7 protein-coding genes are annotated in these 20,058 nt (G+C 72.5%); 4 read left to right on the forward strand and 3 right to left on the reverse strand.

The genetic code is table 11. The features are described 5' to 3' along the window. The 3 genes from GB864_RS04995 to GB864_RS05005 all read left to right on the forward strand — a co-directional run. Positions 1–729 (forward strand): TOPRIM nucleotidyl transferase/hydrolase domain-containing protein (locus GB864_RS04995; RefSeq protein WP_236778898.1); only part of this gene is annotated, 729 nt, incomplete at its 5' end. Between the two features lie 20 nt (positions 730–749). After that, on the forward strand, positions 750–1,991 hold the full coding sequence (locus tag GB864_RS05000) for a glycosyltransferase (RefSeq protein ID WP_160423247.1): 1,242 nt from the start codon (positions 750–752) through the stop codon (positions 1,989–1,991). 80 nt (positions 1,992–2,071) lie between these two features. Continuing rightward, entirely contained in the window at positions 2,072–3,790 is a 1,719-nt protein-coding gene (locus GB864_RS05005) for an AMP-binding protein (protein WP_160423248.1), read from the forward strand. Between the two features lie 160 nt (positions 3,791–3,950). On the opposite strand, the gene rlmN is transcribed toward GB864_RS05005, so the two are convergent. The 3 genes from rlmN to GB864_RS05020 form a co-directional block, all read right to left on the reverse strand. Continuing rightward, positions 3,951–5,192, reverse strand: a complete 1,242-nt coding sequence (rlmN, locus tag GB864_RS05010; RefSeq protein ID WP_160423249.1) for a dual-specificity RNA methyltransferase RlmN — start codon at positions 5,190–5,192, stop codon at positions 3,951–3,953. A 52-nt stretch (positions 5,193–5,244) separates the two neighbouring features. After that, the gene (locus tag GB864_RS05015; RefSeq protein WP_160423250.1) at positions 5,245–14,910 is read right to left on the reverse strand and encodes a DUF7927 domain-containing protein; all 9,666 of its coding nucleotides are present in this window, start codon (positions 14,908–14,910) and stop codon (positions 5,245–5,247) included. A 215-nt stretch (positions 14,911–15,125) separates the two neighbouring features. Continuing rightward, positions 15,126–16,004, reverse strand: a complete 879-nt coding sequence (locus GB864_RS05020; RefSeq protein WP_160423251.1) for a serine protein kinase RIO — start codon at positions 16,002–16,004, stop codon at positions 15,126–15,128. Between the two features lie 278 nt (positions 16,005–16,282). Between GB864_RS05020 and GB864_RS05025 the strand changes: the two genes are divergently transcribed. After that, a complete protein-coding gene (locus GB864_RS05025) occupies positions 16,283–20,017 on the forward strand; it encodes a nitrate reductase subunit alpha (protein WP_160423252.1) in 3,735 nt (1,244 codons plus the stop codon). Positions 20,018–20,058: the final 41 nt, after the last annotated feature.

Here is a 20,058-nt window from a genome sequence, read left to right on the forward strand (position 1 = left end):
CTTCCCGGGCGGCCGCACGGGAAGCGGAGCGCGACGCCGCGGCGCAGCCCGTCGCGGCGGCTGCGCCCGCCGAATAGGCTCGGCCGCCATGAGCGCATCCTCGGCGGGCTCCGGCGCAGCGTGCCGACGACGTCCGCGATGCGCGCCGGGCGGCGCGCGGTGAGCGACGCCGTCGTCCTCGTCGAGGGCGAGAGCGACCGGCGGGTGCTCGCCCTCGTCGCCGAGCGCCTCGGCGTCGACCTCGCGGCCGCGGACGTCCGCGTCGTCGTGCTCGACGGGATCACGAACCTCCGCCGGGCCGTCGCCGCGGAGCCGGCGGGCATCCACGTCTTCGGCCTCTACGACGGCGCCGAGCAGCGCCAGGTGAGCCGGATGCTCGCCGAGGCCGGCCGCCCGACCGCCGACGATGCGGCGGGCCTCGAAGCCCTCGGCTACTACGCCTGCACCCTCGACCTCGAGGACGAGCTCATCCGGGCCGCCGGCCCCGAGGCGGTCGTCGCGGCGATCGCCGCCGCCGGCGAGCTCGGCAAGCTGCGCTCCTTCCAGCGTCAGCCGGCCCAGCGAGGGCGGCCGATCGAGGCGCAGCTCCACCGCTTCGCGGGCACCGCGGCCGGGCGCAAGCACCGCTTCGGCGCGAGCATCGTCGCCGGGCTGCCGCTCGCGGACATCCCGTCCCCCATCCGACGGCTCTTCCACGCGCTCCAGGCCGACCGGGAGCCCGCCCGCTAGGGTTCGCAACGGGGGTGTCGATGGCCGCGATCCTGTTCTGTCCGGTGACGTTCAACCTCGCCGAGACCACGCGGATGATCCAGGTCGCCCGGGCGCTGTCGCCGCAGCACCGCGCCGTGTTCCTCGGGTACGAGCCCGACTACCTCGACCTCGTGCGCGATGCGGGATTCGAACTCCGCGTCGGCGAACCGGTCTGGAGTCCGGCCGAGCGGCAGCGGGCGATCGACTTCGACCAGGGCCGCTCGCTCCGCAGCCCGTTCACCCGCAAACTCGTCGCCGCGCGCGTCGACTTCGAACGCGCACTCATCCGGGAGGTCGGCGCCGTCGCGGTGGTCACGGGCTCGAACCTGACCTCGTTCCTCGCAGCGCGTGCCGAGGGCGTGCCGCTCTGCTATCCCGTGCCGTTCGCGCTGACGCGTCCGCAGGTCGCGCAGACCCGCCGCATGCGCTTCGTCGACGGGGAGGGCGGCCTCGCCTCCCTCGTGGACCGCATCGCGACGTCCGCGTTCCGCTGGATCTACAACTCCGCACCGCTCGCACCCCGCGCCTTCGCCTCGGTCGCGAAGGCGAACGGCGTCCGGCCGCTGCGCACGGTCTCCGCGCTCCTCGAAGCCGACCGCAACCTCATCACCGAGGTGGCCGCCGACCTCGAGGGCTTCACCCTGCCCGAGCGCTACGAGCGGGTCGGGCCGATCTTCGCCCACCTGGATGCCCCCATCCCGCCGCTCCTCGCCGACCTCGCGGCCGGCCCGCGCAAGGTCGTCTACCTCGGGCTCGGCTCGTCGGCCGATCGGGGGCTCGCGCTCGCCGCAGCCCGGGCGCTCGGGGCGCTCGACGTCGAGGTCGTCGCCCCCATCGGGCACTATCTCCGAGCCGGGGACGCCGTGCCGCCCAACGTGCACGTGACCCCGCTGCTGCCCGCGCACCGCCTCGGCGGGCTCGTGGATGCGGCGGTCATCCACGGCGGCCAGGGCACGGTGCAGACGGCGTGCGCGACGGGCATCCCGTTCGTCGGGATGGGGCTGCAGCCCGAGCAGACGTGGCACGTGCGCCTGTGCGCGCGCAGCGGGAACGCCATCGCCCTCTCGCCGAAGCAGGTGGGGACCCCGGCGTTCGTCGACGCCGTGCGGCGCGTGCTGACCGACCCGGGCATCGCGGCCGCGGCCGAGCTCGTGCGGCAGGAGTACGCGGGCGAGGACGGCGCCGCCGCGGCCGCCCGCAGCATCGAGGGCGCCATCCTCGAGCGGGCCGCCCCGCGCTGATCCGGCCATCGCCGCTCCGGCATGGCCGCAGGCGTAGGCTCGCTGCGCCGATCCGTCCCACGGCTTGCTGGAGCTCTGCCATGTCCCACCCCGGTCGCCCCGCCGTCCCCGCCACCGCCGCCGTCCGCGCGGCGCGCGACTTCCTCGTCGACCACGGCACCGACTACGACGCCGCGGTCGCCGGCTTCGCCTGGCCCGAGCTCGAAGAGTTCAACTTCGCCCTCGACTGGTTCGACGTCGTCGCGGGGGAGCACCCCGACCGCGCCGCCGTGACGATCGTCGGCGACGACCTCGTGGCCCGCTCGTGGACGTACGGGGAGCTCGCCCGTCGCAGCGACCAGGTCGCGAACCACTTGCGCTCACTCGGGCTCGGCCGCGGCTCCAACGTCATCGTCATGCTGAACAACCGCATCGAGCTGTGGGAGGCCATGCTCGGCCTCATGAAGATCGGCGCCGTGTCGATCCCGACCTCGACGCTGCTCTCGGCCGACGACGTCGCCTACCGCGTCGAGGCGGGCGGGGCCGCGGCGGTCATCGCCCTGTCCTCGCTCGCCGACCGGCTGACGGGCGTCCCCGTGGGCGTGCTCCGGATCGCCGTCGGCGAGGATGCCGCGGCCGGTGCGCTCCCGTTCGACGCCTCGCTCGAGGCATCCGACTCGTTCGAGCCCGACGGCCCCACGCCCGCCGGCGACACGAGCCTGCTCTACTTCACCTCCGGCACGACGAGCCGGCCGAAGCTCGTTGCCCACACCCACGTCAGCTACCCGGTCGGGCACCTCTCGACGATGTGGTGGCTCGGCGTGAAGCCCGGCGACGTGCACCTGAACATCTCCTCCCCGGGCTGGGGCAAGCACGCGTGGAGCAACTTCTACGCCCCCTTCCTCGCGCAGGCGACGGTGTTCGTCTACGACTACGTGCGCTTCGACGCATCGACCCTCATGCGGGTCATGGACGAGCACGGCGTCTCGACGTTCTGCGCGCCGCCGACCGTGTGGCGGATGCTCATCCAGGCCGACCTGGCGCAGCTGGCGCACCCGCCGCGCGAGCTCGTCGGGGCGGGCGAGCCGCTCAACCCCGAGGTCATCGTGCGGGTGCGGGATGCCTGGGGCCCGACGATCCGGGACGGCTACGGCCAGACCGAGATGACGTGCGCCATCGGCAACTCGCCCGGCCAGCTCGTCAAGGACGGGTCGATGGGCCGGCCGCTGCCCGGCTACCCCGTCGTGCTCGTCGACCCGCAGACGGGCGCGGTGAGCGAGACCGAGGGCGAGATCTGCCTCGACCTCTCGCAGCCGATCCTCGGCCTCATGGCCGGGTACGAGGGCGATCCGGCCAAGACCGCGGATGCCCGCCGCGACGGCTTCTGGCACACCGGCGACATCGCCGCGCGCGACACCGACGGCTACCTCACCTACGTCGGCCGCGCCGACGACGTCTTCAAGGCCTCCGACTACAAGATCTCGCCGTTCGAGCTCGAGTCCGTGCTGCTCGAGCACCCGCTCGTCGCCGAGGCCGCCGTCGTGCCGAGCCCCGACCCGCTGCGCCTCGCGGTGCCGAAGGCGTACGTGTGCGCGCCCGCGGGCGCCGCGCTCGACGAGTCCGAGGCCGCGCGCTCGATCTTCGCCCACGCGAATGCACGCCTGTCGGCGCACCTGCGCGTGCGCATCCTCGAGTTCGTCGACGAACTGCCGAAGACGATCTCGGGCAAGATCCGCCGCGTCGAGCTGCGCGAGCGCGAGCACCTCCGCATCGCGGGCGGCGAGGCGGCCGGCCAGCACCTCGAGCGCGACTACCGCTGAGCGGCTCCGCCGGTCGAGTAGGCGCGCAGCGCCGTATCGAGACCGGGCCCCGGGGTCTCGATACGGGCTCCGCCCGACTCGACCGGCGGGTGTGCGGCGTTGGTCGAGTCGGCGCGCAGCGCCGTATCGAGACCTTGGCGCCCGACCAGCCGGACCGCACTCAGACGAGCGCGGCGGCCTCTTCGTCGTCCTCGGTGGTGACGAGCTGGCCGCAGGCCCCGTCGATCTCCTTGCCGCGGGTGTCGCGGATGGTCGTCGGGATGCCCGCCTCCTCGAGGCGGCGCACGAACTCGAGCTGCACGGGGACCTCGGACGACGTCCAGATGGAGCCCGGCGTCGGGTTGAGCGGGATCGGGTTGACGTGCACCCAGCCGTGGCCGCGCTCGTTGAGCTTGGCCGCGAGCAGGTCGGCGCGCCAGGCGTGGTCGTTCATGTCCTTGATGAGGGCGTACTCGATCGAGACGCGGCGGCCGGTCTTGTCGAAGTAGGCGCGTGCGGCATCCAGCGCCTCGTCGACCTTCCAGCGCGAGTTCACGGGGATGAGCTCGTCGCGCAGGTGGTCGTCGGGCGCGTGGAGGCTGAGGGCGAAGGTCACCGGGATGTCCTCCTCGGTGAGCTTCTTGATCGCGGGCACGAGGCCGACGGTCGAGACGGTGATGCCGCGCGCGGACATCCCGAGGCCCTCGGGGGTCTTCGCGACCATCGTGCGCACCGCGCGCATGAGCCGGTTGTAGTTCGCGAGCGGCTCGCCCATGCCCATGAAGACGATGTTCGAGACGCGCTCCTCGGAGTGGTCGTCGTGCTTCTTGCCGCCGAGCTCGCCGCGCGCGATGGCGCGGTTGGCCTGCACGACCTGGTCGACGATCTCGGCCGCCGACATGTTGCGCGTGAGGCCCTGCTGGCCGGTCGCGCAGAAGGGGCAGTTCATGCCGCAGCCGGCCTGGCTCGACACGCACAGCGTGATGCGGCCCGGGTAGCGCATGAGCACCGACTCGACGAGGGCGCCGTCGTGGAGCTTCCAGAGGAACTTGATCGTGTCGCCCTTGTCGGTCTCGAGGCGACGCACCTCGGTGAGCAGCGGCGGCAGGAGGCCGGCGACGAGTTCCTCGCGGCCCTCGGCGGGCAGGTCGGTCATCTCGGCGGGGTCGCTCGTCCAGCGCGTGTAGTAGTGGCGCGCGACCTGCTTGAGGCGGAACGCGGGGATGCCGATCTCCTCGGCCTTCGCCTTCCAGTCGGCCGGCGCGAGGTCGGCGAGGTGCACGGGGGGCTTGCCGCGCTTCGGCGAGGCGAAGTTCAGCAGGGGGCGGCCGTCGGTGCCGAGCTTCTGCGTCCAGCCCTCGGTCGCGGGGCGCACCTGGCGGGCGCCGGTCCGGCGGATGGGGGTCGAGTCCTCAGCAGTCACCGTGAAAGCGTACTCGCCCGCCCTGCGAAGCCTCCGAGAAGGCGAGGGTCCCTCAGCGGTCGCCCGTGCGGGCGGCGCGCGGCCTCCGCCGGACGACGAGGATGCCGCCCGCGGCGATCAGGGCGATGCCCGCGGCGATCGCGATCCACGCTTCCACGCCCGTGCCGGAGAGCCGCGAGGGCGCCGAGCCGGTGGGGCCGGGCGGCAGGGTCGTCTCGCCGCCGGGCGGCGAGGTCGGCGGCTCGAGCGGCGGCACCGCGTCCCGCGGCGACTCGTGCACGGTGCAGCCCGGGGGCATCGTCTCCGAGTCGTACGGCCCGATGACGGCGGCGGCCGCGATGAGCCCGACGGGGGCCGGCCCGGCGAACGATGCAAAGGCGGGGAGGCCCTCCGTGCCAGCCGCGACGGCGCAGACCTCGGCGGCGTCCTCTCCGGGGTCGACGACGCCGTTGAGCAGGATGCCGTCGCCGAGCTCCGACTCGTCCCGCACCACGATGGCGTACGTCACCGTGACGACCGAGCCGCCCGGCAGGTCGCCCCCGACCGAGAACCGCCCGTCGGCGATCGGCCCGACCAGGAGCGCCGGGTCGCTCGAGACCGGCTCCGACACGACGTCCGCGTCGTCGAGGACGCCGGAGAGGTCGTCCTCGTACGCGAGACTCGCCGTGCCCGTGCCGGCGTTGCCGAACTCGAGCGTGTAGACGATCGTCTCGCCGCCGGCCACGGCCGAGCCGGAGGCGGGCGACGCCGACTTGACGACATACGGGTCGGGGAGCCCCTGCACGGTGCAGAGGGTGCTGCCGGGCAGGCAGTCGGCGGGCGGCGGGCTCCCCGTCGGCCCGAGGAAGTTCTCCAGACGGCCGTCGCCTCCCGCGTCGACGATCGCCCGGTACGACACCGCGACCACCGTGCCGGCCGGCAGCACCCCCGTGAAGTCGAAGCCGCTCGCGGAGCGCGCGACCGCCAGTGGTCCGGCGCCACTGACCGTGAGGTCGACGATCGCGTCGTCGGCGAGCTCCGCGAACCGGTCGCTCACGGCGACGCGCACGGCGCCCGGCCCGTTCGAGGCGAACGTCAGGGTGTAGACGATCTCGTCCCCGACGCCGACCGTCGAGCCGGTCGGCGGATCGGACGACTTGGCGAGCGAGAGGGAACCGACCGGATGTTCGGTGCAGCCGGCGTCGTCGGTGGCGCACGTCGACGGCGGCGTCCCGCCGGTCGGGATCGCGGCGTTGGCGAGGAGGCCGTCGCCGCGCACCCCGTCGGCATTCACCGTCACGGTGTAGGTCACGGTCGCGCTCCCAGGCGGCAGAGCGCCCGTGACGGCGATCGCATCGCCCGCGGCGTTCAGTGCCGCGACGAGCGGTGCCGTCGCGGTGATCGAGGTCGGATCGAGCGTCGCGTCGTCGACGACGCCCGCGAGCACGTCGGTCGTGTCGACCGCCGCCGCGCCGGGCCCGTTCGACGTGAACGTCAGCGTGTACGTGATCGTGTCGCCCGCCTGGACGCTCGCACCGTCGGCGGGGTCGGCGGTCTTGGCGACGGCGTACGACCCGACCGGATGGCTCGTGCACGCCGGGTCGTCGTCGGCGCAGGTCGCCGGCGGCGGGTCGCCGGTCGCCGCGACGAAGTTGTCGAGCACGTCGTCGCCCCGGGCGCTGTCGGCGTTCACGGTCACGGCGTAGGTCAGGGTCGCCGTACCGGGCGGGAGGGTGCCGGTCACTCGGATGCTCGCACCGTCCGCAGCGGGGACGGCCGTCAGCGGCGCCGAAACGACCACCGACGCGGGATCGAGCGTCGCGTCGTCGACCACGCCCGCGAGCAGGTCGGTGCGGTCGACGGGAGCGGGCGCGGCGCCCGTCGAGGTGAACGTCACGGTGAAGACGAGCACCTCGCCCGCGCGAACGCTCGTGCCCGACGGCGGGGCGGCCGTCTTGGCGACCTCGAGGTCGGCGACCGGGTGGCTCGTGCACACCGGGTCGTCGGGCATGCACTCCGCCGGAGGCGTCGCGCCGGTGGCGACGACGACGTTGCCGAGGACGTCGTCGTTCCTGGCGCCGTCGTCGTTCACGGTCGCGGTGTAGGTGAGGGTCGCCGTCCCGGGCGGCAGGGAGCCGGTGATGCGGATGCTCGCGCCATCCGCCGAGCGGACGGCCGTCAGTGGAGCATCCACGGCGATCGAGTCCGGGTCGAGCGTCGCGTCGTCGACGACCCCCGCGAGCAGGTCGGTGCGGTCGACCTCGGCGGCGCCAATGCCGGTCGAGGTGAACGCGACCGTGTACGTGATCGTGTCGCCGGCTTCGACCGCGCTGCCGTCGGGCGGGTCGCTCGACTTGACGATCTCGAGGGCGGCCACCGGGTGGCTCGTGCAGCGCGCGTCGCCGGCGACGCACGCCGCCGGCGGAGCGGTTCCGCTCGGGAACACGAAGTTCGCGAGGACGTCGTCGCCGCGGAACCCGTCGTCGGCGACCCGGAACTGCGCCGACCAGGTGTAGACGCCCGGCGGCAGCAGCCCCGTGAACTCCACGAGGTTGCCGGTGTTCTCGACGACGAGCTCTGGAGAGGCGGCGACCACGCCCACGAACGCCGCGTCGTCGACGACTCCGGCGAGGTCGTCGGTGGCGGCGAGCGCGGCCGCCGCCGTGCCGGTGGAGGTGAACGTCAGCGTGTACGTGACGAGGTCGCCCGCGGCGACCGTCGCGCCGTCGGCGGGGTCGCTCGTCTTGGCGATCTCGAGGGCGGCGACGAGGTGGGACGTGCACGTGAGGTCGTCGGCGGCGCAGGTCGGCGGCGGCGGCGTGCCGGTGGGCACGAGGAAGTTGCCGAGCACGTCGTCGCCGCGCTCGCCGTCGGCGTTCACGGTCGACGTGTACGTCACGATCGCGGTCCCCGGCGGCAGCAGTCCGGTCACGCGGATGCTCGCGCCGTCGGCGGCGAGTTCGGCGACGAGGGGCGCGGTGGCCGTGATCGATCCCGGATCGAGGGTCGCGTCGTCGACGAGCCCGGCGAGCAGATCGGTGCGATCCACCTCGACGGGCGCCGTGCCGGTGGAGACGAAGGTCAGCGTGTGGGTGAGCACGCGGCCGGCGCTCACCGGCGCGCCGTCCTCGGGGTCCGCGGACTTCGTCGCGACGAGCGCGGCGACGGGATGCGTCGTGCAAGTCGGGTCGTCGGTCGCGCAGGTCGTCGGCGGGGTCGTGCCGGTGGGCACGACGACGTTGCCGAGGGTGTCGTCGCCGCGGGCGCCGTCGGCGTTCACGGTGACGGTGTACGTCAGCGTCGCCTCGCCGGGGGGCAGCAATCCGGTCGCGCGGATGCTCGCGCCGTCGGCGGCGAGTTCGGCGACGAGGGGCGCCTCGGCGGTGACGGAGGCGGGGTCGAGCGTCGCGTCGTCGATGACGCCGTCGAGCACGTCGGTGCGGTCGACCGCGACGTCGCCCGGCCCGTTCGAGGTGAACACGACCGTGTACGTCACCGCGTCCCCGGCGGCGACCGCGCTGCCGTCCGCGGGCGAGGAGGTCTTCTCGACGACGAGCGACCCGACGGGGTGCGTCGTGCAGGTCGGGTCGTCGGCCGAGCAGGTCGTCGGCGGGGTAGTGCCGGTCGGGACGACGGCGTTGCCGAGCGCATCGTCGCCGCGGGCGCCGTCGGCGTTCACCGTCACCGTGTAGGTCAGCGCAGCCGTTGCCCCGGCGGGCAGGGTCCCGGTGATCCGGATGCTCGCGCCGTCGGCGGCGAGGGCGGGCGTCAGCGGGGCATCCACGGAGATGGAGGCGGGGTCGAGCGTCGCGTCGTCGATCACGCCGTCGAGCGCGTCGGTCCAGTCCACCGGGGCGTCGCCGGCGCCCGTCGAGGTGAACGTCACCGTGTAGGAGACCTCGTCGCCCGCCTCGACGCTCGCACCGTCGCCCGGGGCCGCCGCCTTCGCGACCTCGAGGGCGGCCACGGGGTTGTCCGTGCAGAGCACGAGCACGCCGTCGCACGGCGCGTCCGGCGGGAAGAAGCTCAGTCGCAACGTGTTGCCGAGCACGTCGTCTCCGCGGTCGCCGTCGGCGCCGACCTGGACCGAGTACGAGACCGTGACGACCTCGCCTGCCGCGACCGTACCGGTGAACACCCAGGTCTGCCCGGCGCCGGGCGTGGTGAGCACCGACGGGTCGTCCGCGGACGGCGGGGAGACGAGGGCGGCGTCGTCGAGGACGCCCCCGAGGTCGTCGGCGTAGTCGATCGTCTCGGCCGTCGAGCCGAGATTCGTGAACGTCACGGAGTACGTCACCGCCTGACCGGCCGTCACGACGGAGCCCGAAGCGGGGTCGACCGACTTGGCGACGACGAGTTCGGAGATCGGGTGCGCGGTGCAGATCGGCTCGGAACCGGTGCCGAAGCAGAATCCGGGCGGGTCCTCGCCCGGGTCCAGCAGCCAGTTCAGGAGCGCGTCGTCGCCGCGAGTCGCCTCGTCGCGCACCGTGACCGAGTACACGACGGTGTACTCGGCGCCCGCCGGTACCGTGCCGGTCACGGCGAAGCCCTGTTCGTCGGCGTCCGGAGTCGCGGCCAGGTCGCCGACGCCTGCGGCGGGCGGGATCGTGAGGTCCGCATCGTCGAGCACCCCCGCGAGGTCGTCGTGCTTCGACACCGTCGCGGGAGCGGTGCCGTCGTTGCGGAAGTGCAGCGTGTAGGTCACGGCGTCGCCGGTGCGCACCGACGCGCCGGAGGCGGGATCGGCGCTCTTCCACGCGTCGAGGTCGGCGATCGGATGCGTCGTGCAGCTCGGCTCGCCGCTCGCGCAGGTCGCGGGCGGCTCACTGCCGGTCGGCACGACGAAGTTGACCAGCGACTCGTCGCCGCGGGTCGAGTCGAGCACGCGCACCGTGGCCGAGTAGGTGAGGGTCGCCGTGCCGGGCGGGAGCGATCCGGTGACGCGGATGCTCGCGCCGTCGTCGGCGAGGGTCGCGGCGAGCGGCGCATCCACGGAGATGGAAGCGGGGTCGAGCGTCGCGTCGTCGATGACGCCGTCGAGGGCGTCGGTCCAGTCGACGGGCGCGTCGCCCGTCCCGGTCGAGGTGAACGCGACGGCGAACGTCACGACGTCGCCGGGCAGCACCGTCGAAGCGGCGGGAGGCGCGGCGGTCTTCTCGACGGTCAGCGCGGAGACCGGGTTCGCGGTGCAGGTCGCGTCGTCCGCGATGCACTCGGTCGGCGGCGTCGCGCCCGTCGGTACGACGAAGTTCGCGAGCGCATCGTCGCCGCGCTGCCCGTCTGGGCGGACCGTGACGGTGTAGGTCACGGTCACGGCGTCCCCGGCCGGAATCGTCCCGGACAGCTGCAGCGCGTCGCCGACGACCGCCGCCGTGACGGGTCCGACGGGCGAGACCGTCGGGCCGTCGGTGAGTTCGGCGTCGTCGAGCACGCCCGCCAGCAGGTCGGTGCGGTCCACCTCGGTGCTCGCCCGACCGGTCGAGGCCAGCGTGATCGTATAGACGAGGTCGTCCCCGGCGGCGACGGTCGTGCCGGATGCCGGGGCGACCGTCTTCGTCACCGTCAGCTCCGGCACCGGGTGGCTCGTGCAGTCGATGAGGGCGTTGAGGCCGCACTGCCCGAACGGCGGGTTGGGGAGGACGCTCGGGTAGAGCACGTTCTCGAGCAGGTCGTCGCCGCGTGCGCCGTCGGCGTTCACCGTGAGCGTGTACGTCACGGCGATCGTCTGCCCCGCCGGCACCGTGCCGTCGACGTCGAAGGACTGCCCGTCGCCGGCGAGCGTCACCGTGAGCGCGGGGTCGCCGCTCGTCGGGGCGCCGGTCAGTGTCGCGTCGTCGAGCGCCCGGGAGAGGTCGTCGGTGCGGTCGACGAGTTCGGGGGTGCCGCCCGCGTTGACGAACGTCAGCGTGAAGACGACGGGTGCTCCGGGCAGCACGGCGGTGCCGCTCGGCGGCGTCGCGGTCTTCTCGACGACGAGCGAGGAGACCGTGTTGACGGTGCAGTCGGGGAAGGCGGGATCGACCGGCTCGCACACGGGCGGCGTCGGGTCGCCGGGGTTCAGCAGCGTGTTGACGACGACGCTGTCGCCGCGGGCGCCGTCGGCGCGCACGGTGACGGCGTAGACGACGGTGAACTCGGCGCCCGCCGGCACCGCGCCGGTGACCGCGAACCGGTTGTCGGGGCCGATGGGGCCGACGGCGAGGTCGCCGACGCCGACGGTCGGGGCCGTCGTCAGGTCGGCGTCGTCGACGAGCCGGGAGAGATCGTCGACCTTGGAGACCGATCCGCTCGCTGCGCCGACGTTGCGGAAGTGCAGGGTGAACCCGATCGTGTCGCCCGCCTGCACGTCGCTGCCCACCGGGGGGATCGTCGATTTGAAGGCGATGATCTGGGCGACCGGGTTCGCGGTGCAGCGCGTGTCGCCGTCGGGGCAGCTCGCGGGCGGTGTCTGGCCGGTCTCGACGAGGAAGTTGCCGAGCACGTCGTCGCCGCGGTCGGAGTCGGCGTCACGCACCGTCGCCGAATAGGTGACGGTCACGGTCTGCCCGGCCGGGATCGTGCCCGTGACCCGGATCGACGCTCCGTCGGCGGCGAGGGTCGCCGTGACCCCGGGATCGCTCGAGATCGGCCCGGCGGTCAGATCGGCGTCGTCCACGATTCCGGCGAGCAGGTCGGTGCGATCGACCGCGACGGCGCCGGTGCCGGTCGAGGAGAGGGTCAACGTGTACGTGAGCACGTCGCCGGGTTCGACCGTCCCGCCGTCGGCGGGATCCACCGACTTCGACGCGGAGAGCTCGCCGACGGGATTCTGGGTGCAGCGCGTGTCGCCGACCGCGCACTGGGTCGGGGGCGCGGTGCCGGTGGGCACCAGGAAGTTCTGGAGCAGACCGTCGCCGCGCTGACCGTCGGGTTGCACCGTGACGGAGTACGTCACGCGGTACGTACCGGGCGGCAGGCTCCCCGACACCCTGATCGAGGCCCCGTCGGCGGCCGCCGTCGCCGTCAGGGGGGCATCCGCCTGGAGCGAACCCGGAATGAGGTCGGCGTCATCGACGAGCCCGGCGATCGCGTCGGTGAAGTCGGCGGGCGCGTCGTCCGGGCCGCTCGCGACGAACGTGAGCGTGTAGGTCAGCGTGTCGCCCGCCTCGACCGGGCTGCCGTCGGCGGGATCGACGGACTTCGACACGGCGAGATCGAAACGTTCGAAGTCGACGAGGTAGTCCTCGACCTCGCCGTTGGCCACCGCGCCGGTCGGCGAGGCCGTCGCCGCGGAGTTGTCGCCGAGTCGCAGACGCAAGTAGCTCGTCTCGGGGAAGCTCGCGAGCGTCGGGATCGTCCAGGTGAGCCGGGCGGTGCCGCTCGTCGTCGCCGTCGTGACGGCGGCTTCGGCGGCGTCGAAGGCGCCGTCGCCGTTGAAGTCGATCCAGCCCGAGAGCGTCGCGGGCGCACCGGTCGTGTTGGTGAAGGGCACGTCGAGCGAATACGTCCCGGCGTTCGTGGCGATCGGCCGCGGCGTGACCGCATCGTCGGCGTCGAGTGCCGCCGCGGCAGACGGCAGCCCGTCCTCCTCCCACGTGACTGCGGCCCCCAGCGTGAGGGTAGGTGCGCCGTTCGCGTCGAGCACGGCGCCGTGGCGGGCACCGTCCACGGCGAGCGTGGTGCCGTACGACTCGGGCGCGTCACCGAAGTCGGAGCGCAGCGGCGACAGCGAGCAACGGGCCCCGTCGTTCTGGTTCGAGGCGGGACCGTATGCGAAGAAATCGACGGCGGCGGCGTTCAGCACCGGTGCGTCGAGGTCGATGCGCCAGATCTGACCGCTCGCATTGAACGACGCGTACATATAGCCGTCCGCGTCGAGGAAGGCGGCTCCGGCGTTCAGGTTGCCGCTGCTCGCGCCGTTCGGCGCGTTCAGCGGTCCCAGACCGATGACCGGCAGGTACGTGCCCGTGACCGTATCGAAGCGCTGGATGATCTTGGCGTTGTTGTTGGCCGGGCGGTTGCCGACCGAGTACAGGATTCCGTTGTAGTACACGATGTCGTTGCCGAGACCGACCACGCCGTCGGCGGCGGCGGAGGGCGGGGAGGCACTGCCTGCGCGCAGCACCCGCATGTACGTGGGGGAGCCCGGCACGAGGTCGATCTCGGCCCAGGACGCGGGATTGGCGGTCTCCCTGATCCAGAGATGCCCGTCTGGGGAGATGTCGCCCGCCGCGACGGCGTCCAGGAATGCAGCCGGTCCGATCGAGACGCCGCCGAAGTCCGGTGTGCCGAGCGACTGCGTCGTGCCGTCGGCGTTCACCCGCAGGACTTCCATCGGCTGCGAGGGCGTCGCGAGCCCGTAGATGAATCCGTCGAGAGGATTGAAGCCCATCGCGTTGATCGGCGCGTCCCAAGTGCCGAGGGTGTCGTAGCCGCCCGTGACGAGGTCCACGTCGTAGGCGGTCGAGTCCTGACCGACTCCTGGGCTCTGGAAGAGATAGGAGCCCTGCGCCGAGCACTGGAACGGGGTGCCGGCGGGCGTGTATGGGTCGAAGAAGGTGACCGAGTCGCAGTTCGGCGGATTCAGGCCCACCGTGGTCGCATTCGTCGTCGGGCAGTTCTGATAGGTCACGTCGGCCTGGTAGGGGGCCGGCGTGGACGATGTCACGTTCACCGAGACCGTGCACGAGACGTCGCCCACGCCGAGGACGCCGCCCGCAACCTGAATGCTCGTGCCGCCGGCCGCCGCGGTGATCGTCTGGGCGCCGTCGCACGTGTCGGTCGCGCCGTTCGGGCTGGCGACCCGGAGCCCGGCGGGGAGGGCGTCGGTGATCGACCAGCCGTTCTTGGAGCCCAGCTCGGTGGTGTTGGTGATCGTGAACGTGAGCGTGGAGATGCCGCCAGTGCGAACCCGGGTCGGGCTGAACGTCTTGTCGAGTTGCGGGGTGACGTCGCTGACGACGAGGTCGTCGATGCCCGAGTCGTTGCCGGTGGTGGCCCCGAGGTTGCGCAGGCGCACGCCGACGTCGGCCGAGGTGGTCAGGAAGGCGGTGGAGGGGGCGAGCCTGGCGACGCGCACCGCGGCGGTGGCATCGTTCTGCTGTGCACCTTGGTAGACGACCCCGCCGGCGGCGGAGCAGGGGCCGAGAGCGGTCGGGCTGATGGAGTGCTCGCCGGCGCCGTCGACCACGAAGAACGAGTATGCGGGGTTCGTGCCCGTGCCGCAGTTGCTGGCCGCGGCGACGACGCTGAACGAGATGAATCGGCCGGGGCCGGCCGCGGCGATGGGCTGGCCCGTCTGGAACATGATCTGGCCGTTCGCGAACGCGGCGCCCGCCGTGTACTCGACGAGCGCGGTGTTGGCGCTCGGCGAGGCGTCGCCGTGGAACTGCCCGATGGCCTCGGGGATGCCCGTCGCGGCGTTGTAGGCGACCGCGCCGTTGGCCTCGTTCGTGGTGACGCAGTCGCCGGTCAGCCGCGGGTCGGTGCGGTCCATCACGATGCCGTTGCAGCGTGCCCGGCTGAGCCAGTTCGGGTCGGCGGTGTACGTCATGCCGCCGGCGCCCGCGTAGAGGTTCAGCTGCACCGAACCGGCCGAGCTCGTCCGATTCTCGAAGGTCTCGTTCAGCAGTTGGGCGGGCGGACTCGGCACGCCCGGTTGCCCCGGCACCGCGGCGGCCCGATCGATTGCGGCGTCGGGGGCGACGGTCGCGGTCAGTGCGACGGCGCTCGAGCAGACGAGGACGCCGGCGGCGAGCAATGCGACGGCTCGTCGGAGCGCGCCTCCAGCGGCTGCCCGCTGCGCTCGAGCTGGACGACGACGCATGTTCCCCCCGTGGAGCCCGCCGCCCGCACCCCCCAGTGCGAATCCGACGAAGGCTCGGTTCCGTCGATGCTCGTCAACCTAGCGGAGCGGATGCCGGACCGGTAACCCCACCAGGGGGCGGCGCCTTGCGCCGCCCCCCCCCGGCACGCTCACACCGCCCGGGCCACGAGGTCGCCGAAGAGCTCCTCGGGGTCGCATTCGAGGCCCTGGCGGGTGAACCACGTGCAGACGTTGACGCAGTCGCGGTGCAGCAGGTCGAAGCCCGCCGGGTTCGCGATGACGTCGACGACCTGCGGTAGGTCGATGACGACGACGCGCCCGTGGTGCACGAGCAGGTTGTACGGCGAGAGGTCGCCGTGGGCGAGCCCCGCGTCGGCCAGGATGCCGAGGAACTCGACGATCTGCCCGTACAGGTCGCGGAGGTCGGCGACCGAGCCGCGCACCTGCGCGAGCCGCGGCGCCGCGGCGCGGCCGTCGCCGATGAACTCCATGAGCACCTCGGTGTCCTGGATCTGCACCGGGTACGGCACCGCGGCGCCGAGCGAGTGCAGCAGCGACAGTGCCGCGAACTCGGCGACCGCCCACTGCGCGCGGGCGACGAGCCGCCCGTACGTCGAGCTGTTCGAGATCGCGCGCTGGTCGCGGGAGCGGCGGGTGCCGCGCCCCTCGGTGTAGATCGCCGAACGGTGGAAGTCGGACTGCTGACTGCCCCGGTACCGCTTCGCGGCGAGCAGCGCGCGGTTGCCCGGCATCGTCGGGTCGGCGTCGGGGATCGCCCGTTCGATGAGGAACAGGTCGGCCTCCTTGCCGGACTTCACGACGCCGAGCTCGGTGTCGAAGGCTGCGGCGGAGGTCACGACCCAGTCGGGGCGCGGCTCGGGGCCGCGGTCGGTGGGCAGGGTCGCCGGCCACGTGGACCAGCGCTGGTCCTCACCGGGCTCGATGCCGGCGAAGACGAGGTCGTCGCCCGCGAAGGCGGGGACGGGGAAGGGGTTCGACTCGTCGTCGAACGTGGAGAGAAAACGCAACTCGGTGGCTCCAGAAGATGTGGAGGCCGCCGGGCGTTCAGCGAGCGGCGACCTCGCGAGGAAGGGTGTCTGCGATGCGCGCGACGACGACGGCGTTCATGGCTCACTCCTTCCGTTCGGGTCCGACCGATGGGCGCCGGGCGGTGGATGCCTCGGGGCCGAGGGTCACGATACGCCCGGCCGACGCTCGACGGAAGCCCCGGCCGCGATTCGTCCCGACATCGACCCGCCGGTCGGCCGGATGCTGGCGGTGCGCGGACGCCGCCGATATGGTCCGGATGACGGGACGCAGCTGGGGGGTTGCCATCGTGCGAGTCGGAGTCGACGGGCCTGCGTCGGATGCGCTGCTGGCCACGGGGAAGTTCTTCACGCGGCGCGAGCAGACGCCGGACCATCGGGCGGAGTTCTTGCACGGCGGCCGATCGGGCGACGTCTTCTACCGCGACCGGTGGAGCCACGACAAGGTGGTGCGCTCCACGCACGGGGTGAACTGCACGGGCTCGTGCTCGTGGAAGGTGTACGTCAAGGACGGCATCATCACGTGGGAGGCGCAGCAGACCGACTACCCGAGCGTCGGTCCCGATCGCCCCGAGTACGAGCCCCGCGGATGCCCCCGCGGGGCCGCGTTCTCCTGGTACACGTACTCGCCGACGCGCGTGCGCTATCCGTACGTGCGCGGCGTGCTGCTCGAGGCGTACCGCGCGGCGAAGGCCCGACACGACGGCGACCCGGTGCTCGCGATCCACGACGTGACGACGAATCCCGAGACGCGGGCGCGGTATCAGCGGGCGCGCGGGAAGGGCGGGCTCGTGCGAGCGAGCTGGGACGAGGCCGTCGAGCTCGTCGCGGCCGGCTACGTGCACACGATCAAGGAGTACGGGCCCGACCGCGTCGCGGGCTTCTCGCCCATTCCCGCGATGTCGATGGTCTCGCACTGCGTCGGCACCCGGTTCACGCAGCTCGTCGGCGGCGTCATGACGAGCTTCTACGACTGGTACGCCGACCTCCCGGTCGCGAGCCCCCAGGTCTTCGGCGACCAGACCGACGTGCCGGAGTCCGGCGACTGGTGGGATGCCACGTACCTGATGATGTGGGGTTCCAACGTGCCCGTCACCCGCACGCCCGACGCCCACTGGATGGCCGAGGTGCGCTACCGCGGCACGAAGGTCGTCACGGTCAGCCCCGACTACGCCGACAACACGAAGTTCGCCGATGAGTGGCTGCCGTGCCAGGCGGGCACCGACGCCGCCCTCGCGATGGCGATGGGGCACGTCATCCTCAAGGAGCGCTACGTCGACTCCCGCGTGCCGTTCTTCGTCGACTACACGAGGCAGTACACCGACCTGCCGAACCTCATCACCCTCACCGAGCACGCGAGCGGCGGGCTCGTCCCGGGCAAGTTCCTGACCAGTGCGGACCTGGCGGGCGCGGAGCCCGCCCCCGAGGACGCCTGGAAGACCGTCGTCCTGGATGCCGCGAGCGGAGTGCCGCGCGTGCCCAACGGCTCGATGGGATTCCGCTACGCCGACTCGGGCGAGGGCAGCTGGAACCTCGACCTCGGCGACATCGTGCCGGCGCTCTCGATCCGGGACGCGAAGGTCGCCGAGGAGCCCGTCGAGGTGCTGCTGCCGCGGTTCGACGCCGCCGACGGCTCGGGCGCAGTCCTCCAGCGCGGGGTTCCGGCGACGCGCGTGCACGGCATCCTCGTGACGACGGTGCTCGATCTGATGCTCGCCCAGTACGGGGTGGGCCGCGACGGCCTCCCGGGCGAGTGGCCGACGGGCTACGACGACCCGTCGACCCCGTACACCCCCGCGTGGCAGGAGGACATCACCGGCGTCCCCGCCGAGGCGTGCACGCGCATCGCGCGCGAGTTCGCGCAGAACTCCATCGACTCCGGCGGCCGCTCGATGATCATCATGGGCGCGGGCATCTGCCAGTGGTTCCACGGCGACGCGACGTACCGGGCGATCCTCTCGATGCTGATCCTGACGGGCGCCATGGGGCGAAACGGCGGCGGCTGGGCCCACTACGTCGGGCAGGAGAAGTGCCGGCCGATCACCGGTTGGATCTCCCTCGCGAACGCGCTCGACTGGGCGAGGCCGCCGCGCACGATGATCGGCACGGCGTACTGGTACCTGCACACCGACCAGTACCGCTACGACGGGTACGCGGCCGACGCCCTCGCCTCGCCGCTCGCCGAGGGCAACTTCACCGGGATGCACACGGCCGACACGATCGCGCAGTCCGCCCGACTGGGGTGGATGCCCTTCTACCCGCAGTTCGACCGCAACCCGCTCGACCTCGCCGACGAGGCGACCGCGGCCGTGGCGGACGGGCACGCGCCGGATGCGGCATCCTTCGTCGCCGACCGGCTCGCCGACCGCTCGCTGCAGGCGGCGATCGAGGACGTCGACGCGCCCGAGAACTGGCCGCGCCTGCTGACGCTGTGGCGATCGAACCTCATGGGCTCCTCGGCGAAGGGCAACGAGTACTTCCTGAAGCACCTGCTCGGCACGCACCACAACGTGCTGGGCTCGGAGGAGTCCGCCGTCCGGCCCAAGGACGTGCGTTGGCGCGACGAGGCGCCCGAGGGCAAGCTCGACCTGCTCGTCTCGGCCGACTTCCGGATGACCTCGACGACGCTGCTCTCCGACGTCGTGTTCCCCGCGGCCACCTGGTACGAGAAGCACGACCTGTCCTCGACCGACATGCATCCGTTCGTGCACGCGTTCACGCCGGCGATCGACCCGCCGTGGGAGGCGAAGAGCGACTTCGACCTCTTCCACGCCATCGCGGGCTCGTTCTCCGAGCTCGCGAAGACCCACCTCGGCACCCGCCGCGACCTCGTGTCGGTGCCGATGCAGCACGACACCCCGGGCGAGGTGAGCCAGCCGGGCGGGGTGGTGCGCGACTGGGCGCGCGGCGACGTCGCCCCCGTCCCGGGCAAGACCATGCCGCAGTTCGTCGTCGTCGAACGCGACTACACGGCGATCGCCGACAAGCTCGCGACGGTCGGGCCGCTCGCCGACAAACTCGGGTTCACGGTCAAGAACGTCACCTACGACGTCTCCCACGAGGTCGAACGGCTCGCAGCGCAGGGCGGAGTGCTCCCGTCGGGCCCGGCCGCCGGGCGGCCCGCGATCGACACCGACGTGAAACTCGCCGAGGCGATCCTGACCTTCTCGGGCACGACGAACGGCGAGCTCGCGACCCAGGGCTTCCGCACGCTCGAGCGCCGCGTCGGCAAGCCGCTCGCCGACCTCGCCGAGGGCTCCGCGGAGAAGCGCATCACGTTCGCGATGACGCAATCCGCACCGCAACCGGTCATCACCTCCCCCGAATGGTCGGGGTCGGAGACCGGCGGCCGGCGCTACGCGCCCTTCACGGTCAACATCGAGCGGCAGAAGCCGTTCCACACGCTCACCGGCCGGATGCACTTCTACCTCGATCACGACTGGATGCGCGATCTCGGCGAGGCGATGCCGATCTACCGGGCGCCGCTCGACATGCACCGGCTCTTCGGCGAGCCCAAGCTCGGACCGGACGGCCGCCGCCAGGTCGTCGTGCGCTACCTCACGCCCCACTCGAAGTGGTCGATCCACTCGGAGTACCAGGACAACCTCTTCATGCTCTCGCTCTCCCGCGGCGGGCCGACCGTCTGGATGAGCACCCAGGACGCCGCCGAGATCGGGGCGGCCGACAACGACTGGGTCGAGTGCGTCAACTCGAACGGCGTGCTCGTCGCCCGCGCCGTCGTCTCGCACCGGATGCCCGAGGGCGTCGTCTACGTGCACCATGCGCAGGAGCGCACGATCGACGTGCCGAAGTCGGAGACGACCGGCCGCCGCGGCGGCATCCACAACTCCGTGACCCGCCTGCTCGTGAAGCCGACGCACCTCATCGGCGGATACGCGCAGCTCTCGTACGCGTTCAACTATCTCGGTCCGACCGGCAATCAACGCGACATGGTCGCCACGATCCGCCGCCGTTCGCAGGAGGTGACGTACTGATGCACGCGATGGCCCGGCATCGAGAGTTCCGTTGGTCGAGT

Origin of the sequence: Agromyces seonyuensis (assembly GCF_009789225.1) — a bacterium.
GTDB classification, from domain to species: Bacteria; Actinomycetota; Actinomycetes; order Actinomycetales; family Microbacteriaceae; genus Agromyces; species Agromyces seonyuensis.

What these genes read in the sequence shown, in the direction of transcription:
- GB864_RS05000 (WP_160423247.1), top strand. Translation starts at nt 750, where the DNA reads ATGGCCGCGATCCTGTTCTGTCCGGTGACGTTCAACCTCGCCGAGACC.
- GB864_RS05005 (WP_160423248.1), top strand. Translation starts at nt 2,072, where the DNA reads ATGTCCCACCCCGGTCGCCCCGCCGTCCCCGCCACCGCCGCCGTCCGC.
- GB864_RS05025 (WP_160423252.1), top strand. Translation starts at nt 16,283, where the DNA reads ATGACGGGACGCAGCTGGGGGGTTGCCATCGTGCGAGTCGGAGTCGAC.